Source organism: Arenibacter palladensis, assembly GCF_900129275.1.
In the GTDB taxonomy this organism is placed as follows: Bacteria; Bacteroidota; Bacteroidia; order Flavobacteriales; family Flavobacteriaceae; genus Arenibacter; species Arenibacter palladensis.
The window spans coordinates 75,287-102,000 of sequence record NZ_FQUX01000001.1; the positions used below are offsets into that span (position 1 = coordinate 75,287).

Annotated in this window: 16 protein-coding genes and 1 tRNA gene; 9 read left to right on the top strand and 8 right to left on the bottom strand. The window is 38.6% G+C overall.

The window, feature by feature from the left end:
* Position 1 precedes the first annotated feature (1 nt).
* The 3 genes from BUA60_RS00195 to BUA60_RS00205 form a co-directional block, all read right to left on the bottom strand.
* Positions 2-778, bottom strand: coding sequence for an SDR family NAD(P)-dependent oxidoreductase (locus BUA60_RS00195; RefSeq protein WP_072859756.1), 777 nt, complete (start codon positions 776-778; stop codon positions 2-4).
* Positions 779-844: 66 nt separating this feature from the next.
* Positions 845-1,906, bottom strand: a complete 1,062-nt coding sequence (locus BUA60_RS00200) for a lactonase family protein (RefSeq protein ID WP_072859757.1) — start codon at positions 1,904-1,906, stop codon at positions 845-847.
* 168 nt (positions 1,907-2,074) lie between these two features.
* Positions 2,075-3,145, bottom strand: coding sequence for a mannonate dehydratase (locus BUA60_RS00205; RefSeq protein ID WP_072859758.1), 1,071 nt, complete (start codon positions 3,143-3,145; stop codon positions 2,075-2,077).
* 292 nt (positions 3,146-3,437) lie between these two features.
* Between BUA60_RS00205 and BUA60_RS00210 the strand changes: the two genes are divergently transcribed.
* From BUA60_RS00210 to BUA60_RS00245, 7 genes are all read left to right on the top strand, one after another.
* Entirely contained in the window at positions 3,438-4,316 is an 879-nt protein-coding gene (locus tag BUA60_RS00210; protein ID WP_072859759.1) for an AraC family transcriptional regulator, read from the top strand.
* A 228-nt stretch (positions 4,317-4,544) separates the two neighbouring features.
* Complete coding sequence (locus BUA60_RS00215; protein WP_143153098.1) at positions 4,545-7,253, top strand: glycoside hydrolase family 38 N-terminal domain-containing protein; 2,709 nt, start codon at positions 4,545-4,547, stop codon at positions 7,251-7,253.
* A gap of 328 nt (positions 7,254-7,581) precedes the next feature.
* Positions 7,582-8,730, top strand: coding sequence for an extracellular solute-binding protein (locus BUA60_RS00225; protein ID WP_072859761.1), 1,149 nt, complete (start codon positions 7,582-7,584; stop codon positions 8,728-8,730).
* Between the two features lie 109 nt (positions 8,731-8,839).
* Positions 8,840-11,023: a glucosidase family protein gene (locus BUA60_RS00230; RefSeq protein ID WP_072859762.1), complete on the top strand. Its 2,184-nt coding sequence runs from the start codon at positions 8,840-8,842 to the stop codon at positions 11,021-11,023.
* A 49-nt stretch (positions 11,024-11,072) separates the two neighbouring features.
* Positions 11,073-12,110 carry a mannonate dehydratase gene (locus BUA60_RS00235; RefSeq protein WP_072859763.1) on the top strand — a complete coding sequence of 346 codons (1,038 nt, stop codon included), beginning with the start codon at positions 11,073-11,075 and terminating at the stop codon, positions 12,108-12,110.
* A gap of 117 nt (positions 12,111-12,227) precedes the next feature.
* The gene (locus tag BUA60_RS00240; protein WP_072859764.1) at positions 12,228-13,604 is read left to right on the top strand and encodes a sugar porter family MFS transporter; all 1,377 of its coding nucleotides are present in this window, start codon (positions 12,228-12,230) and stop codon (positions 13,602-13,604) included.
* 1 nt (position 13,605) lies between these two features.
* Positions 13,606-14,379 carry an SDR family NAD(P)-dependent oxidoreductase gene (locus BUA60_RS00245; protein ID WP_072859765.1) on the top strand — a complete coding sequence of 258 codons (774 nt, stop codon included), beginning with the start codon at positions 13,606-13,608 and terminating at the stop codon, positions 14,377-14,379.
* Between the two features lie 219 nt (positions 14,380-14,598).
* Here the strand turns inward: BUA60_RS00245 and BUA60_RS00250 are convergent, their stop codons facing one another.
* Positions 14,599-15,024: a cupin domain-containing protein gene (locus BUA60_RS00250; RefSeq protein WP_072859766.1), complete on the bottom strand. Its 426-nt coding sequence runs from the start codon at positions 15,022-15,024 to the stop codon at positions 14,599-14,601.
* A 417-nt stretch (positions 15,025-15,441) separates the two neighbouring features.
* Between BUA60_RS00250 and BUA60_RS00255 the strand changes: the two genes are divergently transcribed.
* Positions 15,442-16,311, top strand: coding sequence for an AraC family transcriptional regulator (locus tag BUA60_RS00255; RefSeq protein WP_072859767.1), 870 nt, complete (start codon positions 15,442-15,444; stop codon positions 16,309-16,311).
* A gap of 414 nt (positions 16,312-16,725) precedes the next feature.
* Positions 16,726-20,196 (top strand): glycoside hydrolase family 38 N-terminal domain-containing protein, encoded by a 3,471-nt coding sequence (locus BUA60_RS00260; protein WP_084532436.1) that lies wholly within the window; start codon positions 16,726-16,728, stop codon positions 20,194-20,196.
* Between the two features lie 281 nt (positions 20,197-20,477).
* On the opposite strand, the gene BUA60_RS00265 is transcribed toward BUA60_RS00260, so the two are convergent.
* The 4 genes from BUA60_RS00265 to dnaE all read right to left on the bottom strand — a co-directional run bounded on the left by BUA60_RS00265 (position 20,478) and on the right by dnaE (position 26,670).
* Positions 20,478-20,551, bottom strand: a tRNA-Asp gene (locus BUA60_RS00265).
* A gap of 74 nt (positions 20,552-20,625) precedes the next feature.
* The gene (locus tag BUA60_RS00270; RefSeq protein WP_072859768.1) at positions 20,626-21,555 is read right to left on the bottom strand and encodes a DUF58 domain-containing protein; all 930 of its coding nucleotides are present in this window, start codon (positions 21,553-21,555) and stop codon (positions 20,626-20,628) included.
* A 200-nt stretch (positions 21,556-21,755) separates the two neighbouring features.
* Positions 21,756-22,073 (bottom strand): thioredoxin, encoded by a 318-nt coding sequence (gene trxA, locus BUA60_RS00275; protein WP_031442126.1) that lies wholly within the window; start codon positions 22,071-22,073, stop codon positions 21,756-21,758.
* Positions 22,074-22,233: 160 nt separating this feature from the next.
* Positions 22,234-26,670, bottom strand: coding sequence for a DNA polymerase III subunit alpha (gene dnaE, locus BUA60_RS00280; protein ID WP_072860779.1), 4,437 nt, complete (start codon positions 26,668-26,670; stop codon positions 22,234-22,236).
* Positions 26,671-26,714 lie beyond the last annotated feature (44 nt).

The following is a 26,714-nucleotide window of genomic DNA, read 5'->3' on the forward strand; positions in this document are numbered from 1 at the left end:
ATTAAGTATTAAGAGTTACGAAACCTCCATCGATCGGGTAATTACTTCCTGTAATGAATGAGGCTTCATCACTGCATAGGTAAAGTACCAAAGTTGCAATCTCGGATGGGCTGCCCATTCGCCCTATCGGCTGTGTCTTTGATAATTTTTCGAACATTTCGGCCTCCTCTCCAGGGTAGTGTTTTTTTAAATACCCATCCACAAAGGGCGTGTGCACCCTACCAGGCGCGATGCAATTGCATCGAATATTATCTTTAACAAAATCTCTAGCTATAGAGTATGTCATTGTTGTAACCGCACCTTTGCTCATAGAATAAAGGAAGCGGTCCGGTAATCCAATGACAGAAGCAGCTGAAGCCATGTTGATAATGACACCTCCACCAGTATTTTTCATTAAAGGAATACATGCATGTACACAATTATAAACACCATTAATATTCACTCCAACAATTCTATTAAAATCCTCCTCAGAAGTGTTTTCCGCCGTTCCTATGTGCGCTATGCCTGCATTGTTAATCAATATATCTAATTTGCCTTCCTTCTCATAAACACCTTGGATTAAACCTTTAACCTGTTTTTGGTCAGATACATCGCATTTCAAAAAATGTGCCTGATAGCCATTTTCTCTTATTGTTGAGGCTGTTTTTTTTCCGGTATCATCATTTACATCCAAAATATAAACAACAGCTCCCTTTTTGGACAATTTTTCGGAAATAGCCTTTCCTATTCCATCCCCGCCACCTGTTACTACGGCAATTCTTTGTTTTAAACTAAACATTATATTTGCTATTTAAAGTTTTCAATCTAAAAAATTCTATGTAAATCTGATACTTAGATTTTCATATTAAAATTGTACACATACTGGTGTTCCGCATTCCAAAACAGATTTAATGTTCTTGGTCGGCAATCCTGTCAAGGGATTCAGTTCAAATGAAACCAAATTATCCGATTCCTGATTTGCGCATACCAACCATTTTCCACTTGGATCAAAATTGAAATCCCTAGGCTCCTTCCCATTTGTATCGAAACGGTCTTCTATAGACAATGAACCACTATACTTATTTATGGAAAAAACAGTAATACTATTATGTGTTCTGTTGGATATATAAAGCGTATTATTGGAGGGATGCATCCGGATAGCCGAAGCGGATGGAACCCCCAAAAAATCTTCAGGAAGGGTAGGTTGGTCATCTATCAGCTTCAACATACCTGTTTCTTGGTTTTGCTCATACGTAAGGACATGGGCATTCAACTCACAAATAACATATATTTTGGAGCCATATTTTCCGAATACCAAATGTCTGGGACCATAACCTATAGGAGCTCCAATCCCCTTTACATCCGTAAATACACCTGTGAGGTTTTTAGTATCGTGTAACCATATTTTATCACTTCCCAAATCACAGACATAAAGCCATTTTCCATTCGGGGAAATTTCAGCGCAATGGGCATGGGACTTTTCCTGCCTTTCTTTATTAGGTCCATACCCGTGATATTGATAAACATATTCAGCTGGAGATAGTATCCCTTCTTTTATATCATGGACAGACATCATGGAGTCTAAATAAGAGGCAACGAAAACCTGATCCGTTACTTCGCCAACACTTAAATGACATGTAGCCGCACCATGGGCACTCTGCAACGACAAGGACTGCAAAGATCCATTCTTTTGAATAGCAAAGGACAGAACATTCCCTGGATCGTAATATTCATCTGAAGCCACAAGCAATATTCCATCACCATATTTGCCCAAATAAGTAGCATTAACTATATCCTTAAAACCTCTTATTTTAGATAATACCCCAGTATTACTATTTAGAGAACACAAACTTAACCCCTCTGTGCTTCTTGCCGGGAAGTAACCTCCCGGTTTTGAATATGACCCTACATAGAATAATTGCTCCATACTCCGTCTATTTTTATTAAATCCACTAAATTATTTATCATGTACTATTTTCAGGATGACTTTCAAAATTGTGCGTGAATACTTCTAATTCTAGTGCTTGATAAATTATACACCCATATTTTGGATAGGAAATCAACCCGGGTTCTAAACAAAATGAAGGTTCAGGTATTATTTACCTGAACCAACCAATGCCTTTAAATACCCCATAGCAAAAGCCATACCTACATCCCATGGAGCTTTACTGGTTACCTGGGGGGCATGGTCAGGAATAAGCACGCCCTCAAAATTATTCTCTCTGAGAATTCCAATTATCCTCTCCATATCTATATCACCATCATCAATAAAGGACTCTTTATAATCAGGTACTTTTCCTTTTATATTTCTAATGTGTATATACCCTATTTTATTGTTTTTAGCAAAATACTCCAACGCCTCGTAAACGTCCGAATCAACCATTTCAGCTATAGTTCCCAAACATAGTTCCATTACATGGTTTGGACTATTGTTAAACTCCATAACTTCTTTGTAATGATCGGGATGAAACCCCAATCTTGGCTGTTTACGCACTTCTTTGAGTGGCGGATCATCTGGATGCACCGCCAATTTTACCCCTACTTCTTCTGCTACCGGTATCATTTCAGAGACAAAATTCCGATACCGCTTTATAAGTTCCTCATGACTAATAGTGTCTATATTTCCTGCAGGAGCACTTGTATCATACACCATATTCCATACCATTCCATTGGGAATAGGAGTTTGCAAGGCCTCTGAATATCCTTCCAGTCCTACAGATAAAGCGTTTCCCCTGGCATAGGGACCTATGGTCCTACCGGCAACACCTGCCAATGAGAAGTTATATCCCATAATTGGTATCCCGGCCTTGCCCATATTACGGATCAACTGTTTTAAATTTGCAATTTGTTCATCCCGTTTAGGACCGTCCAACAAAACATCATGCCAAAAGCCGGGGCTAAAATTCTCCAATGCCTCTAGCTTTAGCCCGTGAAAAGCCATATCTTCTTTTAAGGATTTTAATTCTTCATAAGACCAAATTTGGCTTTCCTTTGCTATACCCCAACCTTTATTGACATTTCCCAGTGGCTGATCTTCCGCCCCCGTATCACTTTGATGGAAATAGTCTGTCAAATGCGCAACTATATGGGTTGCCCCCAATTGTTTTGCCATTTTATAATAATCATCATTCAGCATATGACTATATAATCCGAATCCTATTTTCATTTTGCACGTTATTTTAATTTTAACTACTTATTTATATAAATCCATGAAGAACCAACAGCTCTAAAAAACTAACGAAGACATTTTAATCCAGTAAATACGGCGATTAAATAGTGGCCCTTACACCTGTCATAATCAAAAAATATCAACCCCTGTCGTTAATAGTTGCAAGTTACTACTTCGACCAGATTCCATTTTCCTTGTTTTTATCCTTTTTTGAATGTATATTAACATAGTTATTATTCTTTTTTGTTAACAAATTAACCGAAATTACAGGCAAAATAAAGTCCGTAAAATGAAAGCCTCCTTCTACAAAATAATATTTGATAAAGAAACACCGTTTAGGTGTACTTATATCGACAAACCCGTATTTGACCATCCTTGGCATTTTCATCCAGAATACGAACTAACCTTAATTCTTGAAAGCGAAGGAATTCGCTACATTGGAGACCACACCTCTAGTTTTAAAGCAGGAGATCTGGTCTTACTAGGGTCTAATTTGCCTCATATATGGATGAACAACGACAACAAAAAGACAAATTTAGATGATAACGCAAATAGAAGTCGCAGGATTACACTACAGTTCCCTTTGGATTTTATGAACGGTATCTTTAAGGATGCAGAAGAACTAGAACCCTTAGCCCAACTTTTTAAATTGGCAGAAAGGGGAATAGCCTTTCCCCAAAAGACCAGTAGTAAAATTGCCCCATTATTGCTAGACATCAACAAAAGAAAAGGTTTGCGAAAATGGGTAGCCGTATTTAACCTATTATTTGAGCTTACAGAAACCAAGGAATACATCATTTTGGCCAGTCAAGGCTACACCCCCCAACTAAGTACAAAAGATTCAGATATGATGAATCAAATATTCGATTATATCAGAAAAAACATTGAAAATAAAATTTCCCTTCAAGAGATGGCAGACTTGGCCTGTTTAACCAAGCCATCCTTCTGTCGCCTTTTCAAACAGAAAACAGGAAAATCTTTTTTTGTGTTTTTAAATGAGTATAGAATTAACAACGCAAAAAGAATGTTATTGAAAAACAAGCATTACTCTATAGGTTACATTGCCCAAAAATCAGGATTTTCGACCCCCCAACATTTTAATTCCAAATTCAAAGAACTCAATAACGGATTAACACCGTCTCTATACTTAAAAGAAAAAGGAATTTGATAACTACCGACTTCCACTTTTTCATTATAAATTGATTTTCTAAAAAATCCAATGTACCGGCTCCTAAAATAGGATTGAAATATTTCCTTTTTCCGAATGTTTGTTAATATACATTCATAACTAGAAAATGTCATTTCATAATCAAGACCGGATAAATTTTACATTTGAACCTAGTTTGCCCTCAGTTTGCATCAATCTGTTCTTACTACTTGATTCAAATTGAATAGTATGAAATTTTTGATCTTAAATATGGAAAAATTCAGAAGTAGTCTATTATTATTGTTGTTTATGTTTAAATCAAACGCACAAATTGCAGCGGTTGAAGTTGACAATGGTTCTGAGAGTAATCAGGTAACCGATATTGTAATAGTATTTAAAATGCATGTGGATATCGGGTATACTGACTGGGCCGAAGGCGTATTGCAGAAATACACCGGAAGTATGCTTGATGAAACTTTACATTCTTTAGAGGTTACATCACATTTACCCAAAGAAGAACAGTTTGTTTGGACCATACCGGGATGGCCCTTAAAGTACATGCTTGATAACTGTTCGGCAGATAAAAAAGCGCAACTAGAAGATGCAGTAGCAAGTGGAAGAATTGTTCCTCACGCGCTTCCCGTCACCTCCGAAACTGAGGCTAGCGATTTGGAAAATCTGGCACGGCGTCTGGGTACAACTTCTCAAATTAACGCAAGGTTTGGTCTGCCCGAAGCGCGAGATGCTAAACTTACCGATGTGCCAAGTCATTCTTATGTTTTGCCCACTTTGTTGAAAAACGCCGGAGTAGATTTTATCCATTTTGGCTGCAACTCTGGTTCAACATCACCCGACGTACCCAGACTTTTCTGGTGGCAAGGTCCCGATGGATCAAAATTATTGACTTTTTATTGGGCAGAGTATTATGGTTCAGGCATAATGCCCCCAAATGACTGGCCGTACAAAACATGGCTCGCTATGATTCATACCCACGAAAATACAGGTGCCCCATCGCCCGAATATGTTGCTGAATTGTTAAAAGAGGCGAAAGAAAAAATGCCCAATGCAAACATAAAAATAGGGCGTCTTTCCGATTTTCATGATTTGCTGATGAAGGAAAATCCTGATTTGCCTGTGGTGAAAGGCGACATGCCCGATTCCTGGATTCACGGTTTTATGTCGAATCCCAGGGAAACCAAAATGGCGAAAAAATTACACAGAAAAGCTTATGATACCGAAATATTAAGCAGGCAAATGAATGTTTGGGGTATGAGTTCCGACTCTATTGAAGGCCATATAAAAAATGTAACCGAAAATATAATGTTGTACGATGAACACACCTTTGGTGCGGCAATGTCGCACGGCAATCAACTGGGCTGGAAGTATGGAGATGAGTTTAAATTGAATAAGTCCTTAGGGCATTACGACTATATTGAAGAAACTTGGATTGAAAAAAGAAACCGGATACACAAAGCAGAGAAAATCGTTGCTCCGTTATTGCGTAAGCAGCTTAAACAACTTGCCGCTTCAGTTAATGTTGAAGGGAAAAGAATAGTGGTATATAATCCTTTGCCATGGGAACGTGGCGGCAGAGTTCGGTTTTTTGGTGGTGTATATGGTAAAAACTTTAATATTTATGCTCTTAAAGACGCATTGACTGAGCAGATTATTCCTGTTTATGAGGACGGCAGCCTTTTCTCCTTTGATGTGGATGCTGTTCCGGCAGGAGGGTATAAATCTTTCATTCCAATAACGAAACCCATCGAAGTAGAAAAATCTGTTTTTATCGATGAAAAAAACAATACACTTGAAAACAATTTTTTTAAACTCAAAATAGACAAAAAGAAAGGCACTCTGGTATCCTTATACGACAAAAAAAACAAGCTTGAATTAGTAGCTGTTCACAGCGAATATGGGTTTGGAGGATATTTTATGGAACAGCCGGGTTTCGATAGAATCTCACATTATAACAAGGCCTATGTAAAACCAGGTAATGAGGGTTGGGCCAATCCGGAAATGACCCGTCCTCCCTATGCTAAAAAGGGCGATGATGTATACTTTGGCACCTGCGAAAAGCTTACATTTCAGAATATAGGAAATGCAGTTCGAGCAACCGTTTGGGGGAAATTAAATGATAGCGATGAACAAAAGTATTTGGTGAGTTACACCCTCTACGAAAAACAACCATATGTTGAGGTAAACTGGGGTGTTGATGGCAAAAAGCCAAACTCAACGCCAGAAGCGGGATGGCTGTCCTTTCCTTTTAATGTAGAAAATCCAAATTATGGCGCGCTGCGCACAGGAGGAATCGTTGACCCAAATACCGATTTTGTTAAGAATACCAATTTCGATTATTTCTTCCTGAACACCTCTATGGCACTTTATGGTAAGAAAGGAAATGGTGTTGCTCTTAATTGCCCTGAGTCGCCGGCTGTTAGTATTGACGAACCTGGTTTGTGGAGGTTTACAGGAGAAAAGAAGTTTAGAAGCGGAAATGTTTTTGTAAACCTATACAACAACCAGTGGGGAACAAATTTTACCGAATGGATCGAAGGTTCATTCTCATCAAAAATGTATATCTGGGGCTATGATAAATATAATTCAGCCACTACCCTGATTACGCCAACAGAAGATACCAGAACCCCATTAATGGGAGTGTTTTTTGAGGGACAGGCTGGCGAACACCCTTTGAGTCAAGAAGGTATTAGCATAAACCGAAGTGGAGTACTGCTAACAGCCTTTTTTAACAACGAAGAAGGCACGGTACTTCGCTTATGGGAACAGGCAGGTGAAAATGGCAAGTGCACCGTAAAACTGCCAACGAACAGCGGATTTAAACGTGCTTATCCATCCGATTTAAGAAATAATACCTTGGATGGTTTAGGAATTGAAATTGTTAACGATTCATTTAGCATATACCTTAAAAAGAATCAGCCCGTAACTTTTATTTTAAAATGATGAGAACAATGTATATTTCTAAAGTGAGGTTTAAAATAATGATTCTTTTTCCTTGTGCGTTTCTGCTTTTGAGCCATTAACGGCCCAACAACCAACAATTTCAGCTATAAGCCCAACCCCTTTCTTCCCTAAGCAAGAAACTGATAAGGCTCTTAAGCAAATTACAAAAATGAAGGTTGAGAAACTTGGCACAAATATCCATCATTATAAATTACCAAAATCAGAATTAACTGACCAAAATGGTATTGTAAGAATTTCTGAGTTGAACTTGATGGGACCGGTTAAGGATAAGTTGTAAACAAGAATTTATCATCAGAGAAAAATAAAAATGACACTATTAAAAGGAATAGCATGGGATCACCCGCGAGGATATGAACCCCTAATTGCGGCGTCAAACGAATTCACCAAAAAGAATTCTATGGTTTCGATTACTTGGGATGTACGTTCGCTAAAAGAATTTGGCGATATGCCCATTGAGAATTTAATTGAATCCTATGACTTGATTACAATAGACCATCCCTATATGGGGCAAGCTGACAACAAAGGACTTTTAGTTAATCTCGAAGAATATATTTCCAAGGATAGATTAAGAGTTTTGCAAGAACAATCTTTAGGAGACTGTTTCAATTCTTATCAATACAATGGACATCTATATGCCTTACCCATAGATGCTGCAGCCCAAGTGGCGGCTTACCGTAAGGATATCATATGGGAATTGGGTTTGAACTTACCATCGACTTACAAAGACCTTAAAACTTTTTATGGTAAAGTTCCCAATGGTTTCTCGGTGGCATGGGCCTTGTGCCCAACCGATTTATGGTGCTCCTTTTTAACACTTTGTGCCCAAAACAGGGGTGCTGGTTTTATTGAGAACAGGGTTTTCAATAAGGAAGTGGGAAGCATGGTGTTAGATGAGATAAAGCATCATCTTGATTTTCTTCATCCGGAATCCATACACTGGAATCCCATCCAAGTTCTGGATATAATGGGAAACGGGGAGAACATACTCTATTGTCCATATTTGTTTGGTTATTCCAACTATTCCCGCGAAGGGTATACGAAAAACATAGTACATTTTACCGATAGTCCAGTTGGTGAACAAAAAAATATTTCAACATTACTTGGTGGTGTCGGGTTGGCGGTATCTTCGAAATCCAATTATCCGGATATAGCGACCAATTTTGTGGAATTTGTTGCAGGATCTGAAATACAAGTAGGAGTATTTACATTAAATGGCGGACAACCCGGAAATTTGATTGCTTGGCAGAATGAGAATAACAATGTTTTGTGCAATAATTTCTTCAAGGACACCCTTTCAACTATAGAAAAAGCATACGTTAGACCAAAACATCATGGATGGAACGAATTTCAGGATCAAGGATGCTTTTTATTGCATGAGGGCATCCTAAAAAATAGGCCTTCGCATAAAATTATGAATGATTTGAACGAACTATACAAATCAATCTATTGCCTGTAGGCCGAAGTAGAAGTCCATTGGAAAATATATGCTTTTAACCGATTTAACAGCTCGCATATAAATTTTAGAACAACGAATAGAGAAATAAATATTAAAGACTCTCAATGATATGAAAAAATGTAAATTGTCAATATTAGCTTTAATTGCTTTGATTTGTGCAAATCAACAGGTATCAGCACAGACTATACCAACTCCTGCAGAGCCAGAATACTACGCCATGAACAGCCAGCAAATGACCTTTGATGACTACCAGACCTTGCTCATCAACTATCGTGGTTTTATAAGTCCAAGACAGTATAGCGTCACCCAGTTCACGAATGTGAACTTCTTGCCCATACAGTCCGAGTTCTACCATTTTAACCTAAACTTTCACGACAAGGCTACCGGACGATTAATCGAGGATGATGTTCCTGTTAAGTGGAAATCATGGATAGATGACCGCGGAAGTTATGATCCACTTGGCTCCAACTTCAGACCAAATTCTCCTTCCATCGTGGTCACACAAGACGAAAATTGGCAACCCAATTCCAGTCATAGGACAGGGACATTTCACAAAGAATACGACCAAAAATGGGTAAGTTTCGCGTTGGAAAGCTGGACGAATGTCTCATACAGTGACGATGAGGTATTTGTTAAATTAATTCTGACCAATAGAAATTCAAAGGATTTAGACATGACGCTGGAACCCAACCAGGTTGCCGAGCAAATTGTAGTTAGTGGTAAAGAGACTGCGACTGAAGTTAACAAAATAGACAATTTCACTATTGGAAGTAAAGGGGCACGTGCCCGTGTATCATCCAATATAGAAACTGTCAGCGATAAAGGATTTGAAATAAGTATAAAGCCAGGTGAATCCAAAACCTACTATTTCGCTATTAAATTTTACCAAACGGACCAACCTGATCCAGCAATAGTTCAGACAGACATTCTGAAACGTATGGAAGCTGCTGATAAAAAGACCCGGGAAATGCTTTCCTGGGCCTACTCCAAGCTACCCCAACTTAAAAGTTCCAATAAGCAATTGGAAGAATATTACTATCGCTGTATGCTGTCGGTTTTAATGAGCCGTTATGAAAACCCCAATTACATTTCCGATGTATTTTGGGCAGTAGGCACATGGCCTTATACTATTAGTTGGGATACCTCCTATGCTTCCGATGTTATTGCCATGCTAGATTCTGAAAGCCTAAAACAAGCCATTTTAACCGATTTTAAAGAAGTGCAGTTAAAAAGAACTTATGTGGGATGGAATGGCGCCAAATGGGACAATCTTTACATTCAAGAACCATTTGCACTTCAAATAATGATAGAGGCTTACATTCGCCATACCAATGATTATTCAATTTTTGATGAAATGGCGGCAGGTCTTTCCGTTTGGGAATGGATGCAGCGATGGGTAACCGAACTTCAAACCAATTATACCAACAAACTTGGTCTAATCGATGTGGGCTACAATACTGAAAAGATTATTGAAATACGGACCGATGGGTACAACCACGCCATTCCTATAACCAACACCTTGACCATTGATCTATTGTACACTATGTCCGATTGGGCGCAAAAAAGAAATGAGAAAAAACTAAGTCAGACTTATGTAAAGGATGCCGAAAAATTGAATTCCTTGGTCAACAAATATATGTGGAATGAGAAGGAAGGATGGTTCGACAACCTTTATCCCGATGGAACAAAGGGAACCATTTGGACGTTTCATCTTTTTGATTTGTTAGGTGCGGATTATTTACCTGATTACCAAATAAATAGGTTGATCAGTCACCTCCAGGAAGGCGTATTTTTAGGGAAATTCGGGGTGTATTCCATAGCTCCAAAAGACAAAGTCCATTGGGACATGATTGATTCTGATTGGGGCGGTGGTGGCCAATATTTAGGATTACCCGGTAGGGCTTCAAAATACCTTTATCAACAAGGGTTTGCCGGAAAGGGCTGGGATGTCCTCAAAAGACACATAAGGTCTATTGATCATTTCCCATATTTGCCACAAAATGCGCGAACTGATAGACCTGAACAAGACCGTTCATCAATGCCATTAGAGATTTCGGCTGGTGCCGGAATGGAAGCTATTATATTCGGAACCTTCGGTGTAAAAATGGAAGACAATACTATAACGTTCCAACCTATCAATAATGAGGACATAGGTACAGCTCAAATGAAAAACATTTTGTACCGAGGAAAAAACTACGGAGTTAAACTTGAAAAAAAGACTTTTTCGGTATACGAGAATGACACCCTAATTGAAACTAAATTCTACGGGGAATCGGTAATCATTAACCTTTAACTCTATAATTTAACAATTATAATAATATTATAAACATCAGAAACTATCAATGAAAAGACTTATTAAAACAGAAAAATGGGCAAACTTACCAATGCGCCCTGGGTTTGGTTCATTTATGCACCCTACCGAAGAGAAGCTTACGCTGATTAAGCAATTAGGCGTGGATGATATCATTTTAAACATGTACAGAAATAACCTTATTGACACCAACTTTGATTCCTTACCCCTACCCGGGGACTATCAATGGGAATATAAAGATATGCTCATGCTCCGTAATACGGTGGAAAATGCAGGTATTAGATTATTGGCATTGGAAAATATGCCATGGACCTTCTATGATAAAATAATGACAGGTCAACCAGGTAGGGAAGAACAATTGAAACACGTTCAGGAAACCATTTCTAACATGGGCAGTGCTGGCATACCGGTATTGGGTTATGCATGGACTCCAACAGGTGTATGGCGATCATCCACGACTTATAGAATTAGAGGAGGGGCACAAGCTATGAGTGTAAATCTTGAAGATTTTAAGAATGCACCACTATCCCATGGCCGTGTTTTTTCAGAGGAAGAAATGTGGGATTACTATCAGTATTTTCTAGAAGGAGTGTTGCCTGTTGCAGAAGAGGCCGGTGTCACCTTGGCACTTCACCCAAACGATCCACCTGTACCAAGTTTGGCTGGGGTACCTCAATTGTTCCGGAGTTTTGAGGCCTACAAGAAGGCTATGGAATTGGTAAAAAGTGATAATCACGGCCTGCAATACTGTTTAGGTAATTTTTCTGAAATGGGAGAGGATATTAACGCGGTAACAGAATATTTTGGAAAGCAGGACAAGTTAGTATATGTACATTTTCAAACAGTTTCCAATTCTCTGGTCAATAACGATAAATTTAACGAGGTCTTCGTTGATATGCCGGGGTATTATGACCCCGTATCTATACTCAAGAAGTTTAAAGAAGTTGGTTTTCAAGGAATGATTATGCCTGGACATGTGCCTAAAATTATAGGAGATGGTTCTTGGGAAGAAAGAGGCAGATCTTTTACTATTGGTTATATCAAGGGTATTATGGCTGCATTGGATTAAGACCTTAAATTGTTTCCTCTACTCATAAAAATATGATTCTAGAGACAAAGTACAATTGCAATGAAGAAATAAGAATATATCTTGGAACAGATAAGTACCAAACGAATACGTTAACAAATGAAAAGTAATGTGAATTTTTTGGCTTTAATCGCTGCGCTAGGTGGTTTTCTTTTTGGTTATGATACAGCAATAATATCTGGAACCATTGGTTTTGTGAAGACCCAATTTAACCTGAGTACGGTAATGGAAGGTTGGTATGTTAGTTCCGCACTTATAGGTACAATATTTGGCGTTTTAGTAGCTGGGATAGTTAGTGATAAATATGGTCGAAAGAATATGCTTATAGCATCCGGACTATTTTTTGCAGCTTCTGCCATTGGATGCACGCTATCCACTTCCTTTGACAACTTAGTTATATATAGACTCCTTGGAGGAATTGGAGTGGGGGTTGCATCCATGTTATCCCCACTCTATATTTCTGAAATTGCACCAGCAAAAAACCGCGGTAAATTGGTTGCATTGTATCAGTTGGCAATAACCTTAGGTATCTTGTTCGCCTATTTTGCCAATGCTTATTTATTGTCTGTTTCAACTTCAGACAGTTTTACCAAAACAAGTGGATTGGGGCATAAAATATTTGTTACTGAAGTATGGCGGTCCATGCTAGGCAGCGAAATTATACCAGCTGCTGTTTTTCTTTTGCTATTACTCACCATCCCGAAAAGCCCAAGGTGGCTCGCGACTAAAGGAAAAACGGTACTCGCTAAAAATATCTTACTCCGGTTTATGACAGAGGATGAAGCGGATAGCGAAATTAAAAATGTTGAAGAAGTACTTTCAAGAAAATCTAGCGGTATTAACTCGGTTTTTTCCGGCCCCTTTAGGCTGGCAATGATTATAGGAATTTCATTGGCTGCTTTAAGTCAACTTAGCGGTATCAATGCTATAATTTATTACGGTCCAAAAATTCTTGAGGAAGGTGGTCTGCAGTTAGGTGAAGCATTAGGAAGTCAAGTACTCATTGGTTTCGTTAACGTATTGTTTACTTTTATTGCACTTTGGAAAGTAGATGATATTGGAAGAAAACCATTGCTGATATGTGGGATAATAGGAATACTGATTTCATTAATAGCAGTAGGAGTATTATTTTATTTTGATGTAAACAACACGTATTTATTAATGACATTTATACTTGCTTTTCTTGCCTGCTTTTCCTTTTCTTTTGGCCCAGTCTTATGGGTTTTACTTTCCGAAATATACCCACTGAAGATTCGTGGAGCAGCAATGTCCATAGCTACTATGGCGGTTTGGGTCGGAGCCACGTTTATAGGTCAAATGACTCCATGGCTTTTGGAAAACCTTAAGCCACATGGCACATTTTGGTTATTTGCTGCATTTATGGTTCCAGCACTTTTTATGGTCATAAGGATACTACCAGAAACAAAAGGAAAAACTTTAGAGGAAATTGAAAATTATTGGTTAAAAAGAAATTAAAATGGGACGATTAAAAAATAAAGTCGCAATAGTTACAGGAGCCGCCGATGGTATCGGCCTTGCTATTAGCAGAGCCTTCGCAAAAGAAGGGGCCATAGTTGTAATGGCTGACATTAATGATAAAAAGTGCAGGCAAGAGTCTGATGAGCTTTTAAAACAAAATCAACATGCATTACCACTATTTTGTGATGTTGGCAATACGGATTCGGTAAATGAAATGGTCAAAACCTGTATAGAAAGTTTCGGCAAAATTGATGTTCTTGTAAATAATGCCGCTATTTCCATTTCCGGAAATATTACCAAAATGCCTGATCAGGACTGGGACCTGCTTATGAATGTAAACCTAAAAGGAGTCTTTAGATGCATAAAATCATGCTTACCCTACATGCTTAAGGCCGAAATGGGAAGCGTTATAAATATTGCCTCTGGCCAAGCCCACCGCAGTTGGAATGATTGGACCGCCTATGCTACCGCCAAAGGAGGTATGATTTCCATGACCAATCAATTAGCAGGCCAATTTGGGAACAAGAACATTCGCTTCAACACTATCTCCCCAGGAGCTATTTTGACTCCCATGGCAACCGAAAGAATTAAGTCGGAAGGAGAAAAATACACAAAGGAATCCGAACGGCAGGCGGCAATGTTGCGTTTCGGCAAACCAAAAGAAGTAGCCATGGCCGCTGTTTTTCTGGCTTCGGACGAATCAAGTTTTATAACTGGTGATGACATGAAAGTGGATGGAGGTCTATGTACCCTACCCAGATACATGGGATAATTTTTTTTTGAAAATGAATCCTAAGTCTCCTATTCTAGGTTGTAAACATCGGATTTGTCTAAAATATTCAACAAAGAGGAATTTAAGCTTTTTCTTTATCTATTCAAAGACATGTTATAAACTCCTCTTTGTTAAATTGCCAGTATACTAATTTAAAAATTATGATGCCCAATAAGATAACTAGTCAATGTGGTAAAAGAATATCCAAACAGCATCCGACTATTTTCTCCAAACCGACTGTATAAGAAGACCTAACTCCGTCTGCTCCTCTTGGTTCAGATAATAAAATTCATAATCCCCCAAATGGGTATTGGCATCCTCTGTAATTAAAACTTCGGCATCTGTTGAAAGTGCTATATTATGCCAACATCCTTTAGGAATGTTATACAATTTTCTAGGTGTCAAATTAATAACCTCATAAGAAATCTCCTTCTGATTTATCTCGGCGGCAATTAATACGGCCTGTCCTGCCATCAGTAAGAAAGTTTCATCAGTGTTATGGTGAACATCAATTTTTTTAATTGCATCCGGCGCTAGTTCTGGCATAAAGTTTAATTGTGCAACTTGCCATTTTGGGCCAATCAAATACGGATTATAACCTTCACTTCTGTGACTATACTCTTCTATTAGCTTTTTATTATCCATATGTATAATGAATTTATGGTAAAATAAACCATTCACTTAATCTCTCATAAAAAGGAAACTTTATTATGATTTCCAAAATAAATAATATACCAACTTAAGGTTTAAAAAATTAATCCAAATATTAAAAATATTGAACATACTTCTATTTATGTTTCCCATCATATAGTAATAAATCTCCCCAATTAATAGAGACAACAAAAAATATTGATGCTTAAACAATGGTTGCAAGTTAGATATTTGGTAGCAAGACCTCTTCATAGGACTTAACCTTTTTTGAATGAATATTAACATTAAGTAGATTTTTTAAGTATATTTAAACAAGCCAATTTATTACATGAAATTATTCCTTCTTAAACCATTTAATTTGATTTGATTTTTAATTGATCAAGACGACACCTAACTTAAGATGCTTATTAAATGAAAGCCTCGTTTTATAAAATAATATTTGATACAAAAGCACCGCTGCACTGTTCTTACATTGATCTTCCTGCCTTTGATCATCCTTGGCATTTTCACCCGGAGTTTGAGTTGACATTAATTCTTAAAAGTGACGGAATTCGTTACATAGGAGACAACACCTCAAGATTTAAAGAAGGAGATTTGGTTTTAGTAGGCCCAAATTTACCTCATTTATGGCAGAACAATAAAGGTCATTTGGAAGACAACAAAAAAGTAAGCCAAGCTATAGTACTTCAGTTCCCAGAGGATTTTATAAGAATGGTTTTTGCTGACACATTAGAATTACAGACCCTAGTGGAGCTTTTTAAACAAGCGGAAAGAGGGGTTTCTTTTTCCAAAAAAACCAGCAAACAAATTGCACCATTGCTTATGGACATACATAAAATGGACGGGCTTCGCAAATGGTCGGCCGTTTTTAATCTATTATTCGAACTTACAGAAGCTACGGACTACCGTCTTTTAGCCAGTCCCGGCTACACACCTCATGTCAGCAACAGGGACTTTGATTTGATGAATCAAATATTTGATTACATTAGAAATAACATCGAAAATAAAATTTCCCTTCAAGAGATGGCCGATATGGCATGTCTAACAAAACCTTCCTTTTGCCGCCTTTTTAAACAGAAAACGGGAAAATCATTTTTCACCTTTTTGAATGAATTTAGAATAAATAATGCCAAAAGAATGCTATTGGAAAACAATCGTCATTCTATTGCTCATATAGCCCAAAAATCAGGTTTTCCAAGTGTACAACATTTCAATGCAAAATTCAAGGAGTTCAACAACGGGTTAACCCCCTCCCAATATATAAAAACCAAAGAAGTTTAAAGCTGATTGCTCGCTATACCTTTTCAAAAAAAATCAAATCCTACAATTTCTCACTAAATATCTTAGTTAATATTCATTCAACCTTGGACAATTTCGAATAAAAATTTATAAAGCGTGTGCCTTATTTTTGCATTGACTGAACATTTTGCTAAGCAAAACAAGTTTTGTATTTCAACAAAAATACCATTAACATGAAAAGCTCCAAAATCTTGGCAACATTGAACAAGAATAGGATGTAGTACCTGGATTTTCGCAGTATATGATATAACTATTTCCCTGGAAATTAAACAATCTGGGTAATATTTTAAAATAAAATTCAAGCGGTTAGTTCATTATAACTCTTGGTGATCTAAATATTACACTATTGAATAATTAAACTAGTCATACACATAAAACCGAGTAAATTTTATCAACATGAATTTAAATCAAATGTTAGCAGCCAAAATTTGGCTATTTATTATTTTTAATTGTACGGCTATATATGGCCAAAGGAGCCCTAAGGCTAATGAAACCTTTTTATCTGGTTACCAAGAAAAGGTAACCGGCAACGAATTACAGTATCCATCAGGGATAGAAGGATTAACATCAACACTTATTTCCAGAGTGGATGCCGGAAATCAAAAAATGGAATGGTCAACAGCTCCCGTTTCATTAAAAAAGAAAGACGGAGAAGTTACTTTTGTACATTATGTCGGATATTATGCGAATAGGCCTGGGTCTGTTTTCAACTTCTATGTTGATGGTGAAAAACAAACAGAAATTGCTCTTCCTGGACTGGATAAAACGAGTTGGACGTTAGCTCTTAAAAACGATCAAAAATTAAGTTTCGAAAAGATTCATGAAGATAATAATCATGGTTATTTTGGTTACCTCTATTATACAGTGCCCGCCAAAAACCTAAAATCAGGAAATTCACTAAAACTAGGGTTAACAGGTAATAACGAGGAGTCCCAAACTTATTTTATGGTCTTCAAAAGAAACCTTTCTGAATCTATTAAAGTAACTGCATTACCAGCCTTGATCAGATCCACTGACAATAAAAAATATCAAACATTATTAACAGAAATCATTTCTTTTAGGGAACCTGTAAAAGCACAATTAAGTATAGATGGCAAACTGGATAGAATCGTCGATCTAGAACCAGGAATACAAACCTTGAAGATTTCCTACCCTGAAGTATATAAAGAAAAAACTATTACCTTAAAACTGGATGCCGGCAAGGAGCCTATGATTACAAAAATAAGACTCAAACCTGTAAAGAAGTGGAAAGTCAATTTTGTACAACATTCCCATACCGATATTGGGTACACTAGGTCACAAACAGAGATTTTGGCAGAACATCCCCGGTACATAGATTATGCACTGGATTATTGCGATGCTACCGATGATTACCCTGAAGAATCAAAGTTTCGATGGACCTGTGAAGCCTCATGGGCAGTGGACGAATTCTTAAACAGTAGATCTCAGACCCAAATAGACCGATTAAAGCAGCGGATTAAAGAAGGAAGAATTGAGGTGACAGGTATGTATTTTAACTTTAACGAACTTCCTGACGAGCAGTCGTTGGCAGCTTCTTTGGCCCCAATAAAAAATATTTCCGATAAAGGAATAAAAATCACATCTGCTATGCAGAATGATGTTAATGGTATTGCATGGTGCATGAACGACTATTTTAATTCCTTGGATATAAAATATTTAACCATGGGAACCCATGGTCACAAGGCATTGATATCGTTTGATACGCCTTTGGCATTCTGGTGGGTTTCTCCTTCAGGCAATAAAATGTTGACATTCAGGGCAGAACATTATATGCAAGGAAATACCTTTGGTGTTCACACAGATAATTTTGAAGATTTCGAAAAAGGTCTGCTTAATTATTTAATTAAACTTGATGAAAGAGGCTATCCCTACGATATTACCGCAATACAGCATTCAGGTTTTATGACAGACAATTCTCCTCCTTCAATTAAATCCAGCGGCCTAATAAAAAAATGGAATGAGAAATATGAATGGCCAAAAATTAAAACAGCGATTGCAAGTGATTTTTTTGAAGAATTCGAAAACAAAAACGGGAAAGAGCTTATTGAAGTTAAAGCCCACTGGCCAGATTGGTGGACTGATGGATTTGCTTCGGGTGCTAGAGAAGTTGCAGCAACAAGAAATGCCCATGTAGATCTTATTGCAGGCCAAGGAGGTTTGGCCATGGCCAAGCTTTTAGGTTCAAAAATGCCCAAGGGTATAAAAGGACGCGTATTTGAAGCCAATAAGGCACTATTATTTTATGGAGAACATACTTTTGGGGCACAAGAAAGTGTTAGTCAACCTTATAGTAAGGCAACCATGGAACAACGCGAAATAAAAGAATCATATGCCTGGGAAGCCTCTAGACGAGCTAGCATGATAGGAGAAGAAGCTATAGGTCTGCTAAGCGAATATATGGGGAAAACCAAAAATCCTTCATTGGCAGTATTCAATACATTGAACTGGGAACGTGAAGGATTGGTAGAAATCTTTATAGATCATCAACAAGTGGTTCCGGGAAGTAAAATACGCCTGGTAGATGAGCAGGGGAAGAAATACCCCGTACAAGTACTAAAACCTTGGCATGGAGGAACGTATTGGGGCGCCTGGGTAGAGAATATACCAGCTTTTGGTTACAAAAAATTCGACATTGAAGTATATAAAGAACAACACTCCCATTCACATGGGGATGAAATGCATCGGCACGGTGAACAGGAAAAAAACTTGAACTATCAAGAAAAACAGGATCATATATTATTGGACAACCCTTGGTATTCAATTAAAATTGATAAACTTAAAGGTACCATATCGCAGATATATGACAAAGATCTTGCTAAAAATATTATTGATGAAAAATCTGAATATAGTCTAGGTGAATTTATTCTGGAAAAAATAGGGGGAAGAGCCCAATTGTTCACCAATAGAACTGCTAACGGTGAAAGTAACGGCCCCTTAACGGATTATACCCGACAACCTCTTGATAGCGTTTGGCTTTCCGAAATAAGGGAAGGTGAGATATGGAACACAATAAAATTTAGAGGAAAGACAGAGACGGCCTACGATCATTCTGACGCCTTTTCACTAGAATTAAAAGTTTATAATACCACAAAACGAATAGACTTTGATTTTGAACTTAAGAAAAAGCCTATTACCAATCCAGAAAGCTTTTATATTTCCTTCCCATTTGAATTAGAAAAAGGAAAAATACATTTTGAAATATCTGGAGGTCCAATGGAAGCTGGAGTTGACCAAGTACCTGGATCCGCCAATGACTGGAATACAGTCCAAAATTTTGTGCAAATTAAAAATGATAAGGAACAAATTGTATTGGTATCCCCTGAAGCCCCAATCATGCAATTCGGAGCTATCAATACAGGCCGATTTGAATATAAAGGCGTACCTCAAAGTAATAACTTGTATAGTTGGCCAATGAACAATTATTGGACAACAAACTTTAATGCAGACCAAAGAGGCATGTATACTTGGACATATCAATTAACCAGTATGGACAAAAACAGTGATAAGGAGGCTACCAAATTTGGCTGGGGTAGCAGAGTGCCTTTTTTAGCTAGAGTAATCCCTGCAAGTGTTTTAGAAAAGAAAGCGACAAATACCTTATCAATCCTATCAAATATTCCAGATAATATTCTTATCGTTAATGCGACACCGTTAGAAGATGAAAATGGAATAATACTTCATTTAAGAGAAGTAAGCGGTAAAGAAAGCTCCTTTATTCCAGAAATCTTTTCTGGAAAAACCATCAAATATTTTGAAACAAATGTAATTGGAGACGAAATTAAAGAAACCTCAAAATTAAACATGAAAGCTCTGGAAAGTAAATTCTTCAAACTTAGTTGGGAATAATACTCGTATACCATGAATCTTTTGCAAAATTGATTAAAACGACTACATTCAAAATAAGAATCTTAGATAGAAGTTCATTTAATAGCACAGGAGTAACCTAATATGTTAGTTTAAGGCGGACAATTTTGTTCCGCCTTAAACTTTTAAACAAGGAAAACCCGATTTTGGACTTGATCCTCCATTATTTTCCTTAGTTTTTTTGATTCTTGATTGTTGTACCTATGTTGTACCCATCAAAAACAAAAAAGCCTTCAATCTCTTGAAGGCCTTTGTTTACTAAGCGGTCCGGACGGGACTCGAACCCGCGACCCCCTGCGTGACAGGCAGGTATTCTAACCAACTGAACTACCGAACCGTGGCGTTTAGCGAGTGCAAATATACACCCCTTATTTAATTGCACAAACAATTTTTTAAAAATAATGCATGTTTCTACATAAATTTTTGTCGCTCCACCATAAAGGTGTTCATTATCAGGGAAAAACTATCCTTTACATCCACCTCCACATATTTAATTTTATATTGGGCACATTTTAGTCGTAATTCTGTAAAATAAGACCCCACCTCCTTTTCATAGGCTTCTTTTACAGAATCGGCATAAAGATCTATATACGTCCCTGTTTCCACATCCAGAAAACGCTTGGGGGTATTTTCAAAATCGAAGGAATATTCTGTCTCCTTGTCCATGATATGAAAAAGGATAACCTCATGTTTATTGTATTTTAAATGCCGTAGGGCCTCGAACAACTGCGCGTCATCCCCGGAAGATTGAAACATGTCCGTAAAAAGTACAATTAAACTTCTTCTTTTTATTTTTTCGGCAATCAAGTGCAAATAAGTATAGGTCTCGGTCTGCTTGGCAAGTTTTGTTTCCTGACTAATCTCACTTAGTTTGGCCAATAACATTTGGTGATGCCTTTCACTACTCTTTTCGGAAGAATAGAAATTATATTGGTCGCTATACACACTTAAACCAACCGCATCCCGCTGTCTTTTAAGTATATTCATCAACGAGGCAATCGCCAAAACCCCGAAACCAATTTTATTGAGATTGTCAAGGCTTAGGGTGCCCACCTCCGGATAATACATGGAGGCCGAATTGTCCAAGATCATATGACATCGTAAATTGGTCTCCTCCTCGTATCGTTTGGTATATAACTTGTCCGTCTTGGCAAAGAGCTTCCAATCTATATGCTTGGTACTTTCCCCATTATTATAGATTTTATGCTCTGCAAACTCCGCTGAAAATCCAGGAAAGGGACTCTTGTGGATGCCACTGATAAATCCTTCCACCACCTGACCTGCCAATAATTCCAAATTCTGGAATAGGCTTGCCTTATGTAGTTCGGATTGTAAGTTCATTTAGCTAAGATAATGAAGATATTGACTTATTGGGAAATAGAAACTCCCAAAAATGAGTGTAGGTCAATTAGAATTTGTTTTGATCAATATCTTTTTAATGTGGTTAGGAGTAATATAAACATTAAAAATTGGGCATAAAAAAATCCTACTTCAAGTAGGATCTTTTTATCTTTTTCATTCCTTTCAGGAATCAGTGAAGGCTATAGCAATGCATCAATTGCATCGGTATATACCTTTTTAGGGGAAACACCAACCTGTCTGTTAACGATTTCACCGTTTTTAAACACCAATACCGTAGGAATATTTCTTACACCATATTTCGCGGCAAATTCTTGGTTGGCGTCCACATCCACCTTACCAACAACGGCTTTACCATCATACTCGGTACTAACCTCATCGATAATTGGACCTACCATTCTACAAGGACCACACCATGCTGCCCAAAAATCCACTACTACTGGTTTATCACTTTTTAAAACTACCTCATCAAAAGTAGCATCTGTTATTTCTAATGCCATGTTTCGTTATTTTTAAATATTATACAAATTTAGACAATTATTTTGCCTTTTCCTTACTAAGGTTATATTCGTTTTGACTATGGTTAAATTGATAAAACCTATTCTTTTAACACATTTGGCTTACGTAGTACATCCAACCATTTAAGCCGCTGTAAAACATTTAGTTCAACTTGTAATGTACGTCTTTTTCATTAAGCTGCAGGAGTAATTCACTCGATATTTGAATTTTTTGTTTTCTGGAGGTCATGTTTACTTTTATCTGCTCCTCCATCTCGTACACTACAAAATTCAAGGGATGATCGCCCTTATGGGAAACCAAAGTATCCTTTAGGTCCAAAATGCTTTCTTCCTTTAATTGGGATATATCCAACTTAATGGTGAGTTTTTTTGCAAAGGTTTCCATAACGTCCTGTAGCATCATGATCATATTAAACTGCATTCTTGGCTCTCCTTTCTTTCCGGTATCCCGGTTCATCCAGCCTTCCCTGACAAACACTTTTACATATGCGAAAGAGTTGATCATCAAGAAATGACGATACTTTAAATACTCTTCCCCGAACATTCTAAATTCAAAGGTATCCGTATAATCTTCCATGGTGAACATGGCCCATCCTTTACCATTTTTAGAAACCCTATGCTGCACATCCGTAATGACCCCCGCAAAGGAAACCTCCCTATTTACTATAGCTTCCAAATCATTTAGAGTGGAAAGACTTGCATTGCAAAAAGCCTTGATCTCGGCATTAAAGTCATCCAAGGGGTGACCGGAAATATAGATTCCCACTACTTCCTTTTCCCTTCTCAATTTACCCATGGTACCCCATTCCTCGCAGGGCGGCACCACAGGTTCCGGAATCTGAACGTCACTTGCCTCGCCAAACAAACTTACTTGAGAAGAATTTTCATTCTCCTGAAATTTGGCCCCATACTTCATGGCTTTTTCCAAGAAGGTAATTCCGTCCCCCTCATCATAAAAATACTGCGCCCTATGGGTATCCCCAAAGGAATCGAAGCCCCCGGCCACCGCCAGGTTCTCAAAAGCCTTTTTATTGGCCGCCCTTAGATCTATGCGTTTGGCCAGATCAAAAACAGACTTATACGGTCCGTCTTTCTTTCTATTCTCTACAATGGTCTCCACCGCTCCACGGCCAACCCCTTTTATAGCGCCCATACCAAAGCGCACTGCACCGGCATCGTTTACGGCGAATTTATAGTAGGATTCGTTTACATCCGGTCCCAGCACCTGTAAGCCCATACGCTTACACTCTTCCATAAAGAAGGTAACCTGCTTTATGTCGTTCATGTTATTGGACAGTACCGCGGCCATATATTCTGCCGGATAATGTGCTTTACAATATGCGGTTTGGTAGGCAATCCAAGCGTAACAAGTGGAATGCGATTTATTAAACGCATAAGCCGCAAATGCCTCCCAATCCTTCCAAATTTTCTCCAACTTATCAACGGGATGGCCTTTTTCCGAAGCCTGCTTTATAAATTGCGGCTTCATTTTATCCAGGACATACTTCTGCTTTTTCCCCATCGCCTTACGCAAAACATCCGCCTCACCCTTGGTGAAATCGGCCAGCTTCTGCGAAAGCAACATCACCTGCTCTTGGTACACCGTAATCCCATAGGTTTCTGCCAAATACTCCTCGCAGGCATCCAGGTCATATATAATTTCCTCGGTACCATGCTTACGGGCAATGAAACTGGGAATGTATTCCATTGGACCGGGACGGTACAAGGCATTCATGGCTATAAGATCCGCAAAAACGGTAGGTTTTAACGCACGCATGTGTTTTTGCATCCCGGGGGATTCGTATTGGAACACCCCAACAGTTTCCCCGCGTTGGAAAAGCTCGTAGGTTTTTTCATCGTCCAAGGGAAAATTCTCCGGATCCAATTCAATGCCGTGTTTGGCCTTAACTATTTTCACGGTATCCTTGATCAGGGTCAAAGTTTTTAACCCCAAGAAATCCATTTTTAGCAAGCCAGCACTCTCCACCACTGAATTGTCGAACTGGGTACAATACATATCGGAATCCTTCGCCAAGGCTACTGGGACGAACTTGGTGATGTCATCGGGCGTGATAATTACCCCACAGGCATGTATACCGGTGTTACGTACGGAGCCTTCCAGAACATAAGCCTGGTTAAGGGTTTCCGACTCCAGTCCTTCGCCCTCGGAAATAGCCAGCAACTCATTGATTTTGATCAGTTCCTCGCTATTGAATTTTTCCTTTAATGTTTTTTCATCTACCCCAATAATCTTTTTCAACTTGGACATATTGGGGATCAACTTGGCCATACGGTCCGCATCCCCCAGCGGCAGATCCAGGGCCCGTGCCGTATCCCTAATAGATGACTTTGCCGCCATGGTACCATAGGTGATGATCTGGGCCACCTGATTGGCACCATATTTATCAATTACATAGTCCATTACCCTTCCACGGCCTTCGTCATCAAAATCAATATCAATATCGGGCATGGACACACGATCTGGATTTAGGAATCTCTCAAAAAGTAGATCGTACTTAATAGGATCCAAATTGGTAATCCATAAACAATATGCAACTGCGGAACCCGCTGCCGAACCCCGACCAGGACCAACGGACACATCCATACTACGCGCGGCCCTAATAAAATCTTCCACAATAAGGAAATAACCCGGATATCCAGTCTTCTCGATTACCTTAAGTTCAAAATCGAGTCGCTCATCAATTTCTGGGGTAATTTCACCATATCTCTTTTTAGCCCCTTCATAGGTGATATGGCGTAAATATTTATTCTCCCCGCGTTTACCACCATCCAATTTGTCCTCTTCAAACCTAAACTCCTCCGGAATATCAAAAGCAGGCAATAAGACATCACGGGCCAGGGTAAATGTTTCTACCTTATCTATTACTTCCTGAATGTTGGTAATGGCCTCAGGAATATCCTTGAACAGGTCCTTCATTTCATCAGAGGACTTGAAGTAATATTCCTTATTGGGCAAGCCATAACGGTAACCCCTGCCACGGCCTATAGGAGTGGCCTGTTTTTCACCATCCTTTACACAAAGCAAAATATCATGCGCATGCGCATTCTCCTTTTCCAGATAGTAGGTATTGTTGGTGGCCACCAATTTTACATTGTGCTTTTGGGCAAATTGGATCAATACCTGGTTTACACGGTCTTCGTCCTCCTGACCATGACGCATAATTTCGATATATAGGTCCTCACCAAAAGTCTCCTTCCACCACAGCAAGGCTTCCTCTGCCTGGTTCTCCCCAACATTTAAAACCTTACTGGGCACTTCACCGTAAAGATTCCCGGTAAGTACGATGATATCCTCTTTGTACTGTTCTATTACCTTTTTATCTATACGCGGAACATAGTACTTCCCATCCACGAAGGCAATGGACGACATTTTTGCCAAATTTAAATACCCATTTTTGTTCTTGGCAAGCATCACTATCTGATACCCGTTATCTTTCTGGGATTTATTGGTATGATCTTCACAAACTTGAAATTCACAACCTATAATCGGCGTAACTTCCACCTCTGGTTCCGGAAGTTCCTCCAAGGGTTCTTGCCCTTCTTCCAAGGTTCCATTTTTAGTGGCCTCATAGCGCTTTAAATTTTCTTCGTTCCTGGCAACAACCCCCTTGTTATGGTTAATGACCCCATTGACAAAATGAAATGCCCCCATCATATTGGCGTGATCGGTCATTGCCACCGCGGGCATTTTAGCTTTTGCCGTGGCCGAGATCAACGCGGGAATGCTAATGGTAGACTGTAGAATGGAAAACTGGGTATGGTTATGGAGATGGGCAAAGTTTGCCGTTTCCAAAGTGGCCAAATTTTCCTTTATTTCTTCCTTGGAAATTCCGCCTGTATCCTTCTCCCATAAGGCATCGGCTATTTTCTTTGATGCCTTTTTTAGGTTGATGTGCTTTAAGCCTATTAATTGTATTTCCTGTGGATTGGCCTCAGAGAAATTCTTAAAATAATCTGGCTTAACATCCAATTGTTCTGCCGTAAATTCATTTCTACGGACCAATTCCAAGAAGCAACGGGTAGTTGCCTCCACATCGGCAGTGGCATTGTGCGCTTCTCCAAACGGCTCGCCAAACAAGTATTGATGCAATTCCGTTAAGGTAGGCAACTTAAACTTACCGCCACGTCCACCAGGAATCTGGCACAGTTGTGCCGTATGCTCGGTACAGGTATCCAACACTGGCAATTCCTGAAGCGAATTTTTAACTTGGTACCGATGGAATTCGGCTCCCATAATATTTAGATCGAATCCCACATTCTGACCTACTACAAATTTTGTTTTGGAAAGTGCTGCATTGAATTTTTCCAATACCTCCCCAATAGGAACCCCATTTTGCTGGGCCAGCTCCGTAGATATCCCATGAATCTGTTCCGCATCATAGGGAATATTAAATCCGTCCGGTTGCACCAAATAATCCTGGCTCTCCACCAATTTGCCCATTTCATCATGCAACTGCCAAGCAATTTGAATACAACGCGGCCAATTGTCGGTGTCCGTATAAGGGGCATCCCAACGTTTGGGTAATCCTGTGGTTTCCGTATCAAAAATAAGGTACATAGCGTGGGTTTGTGTGATGGGATTGGAAGTGGTAAAAATAAGGA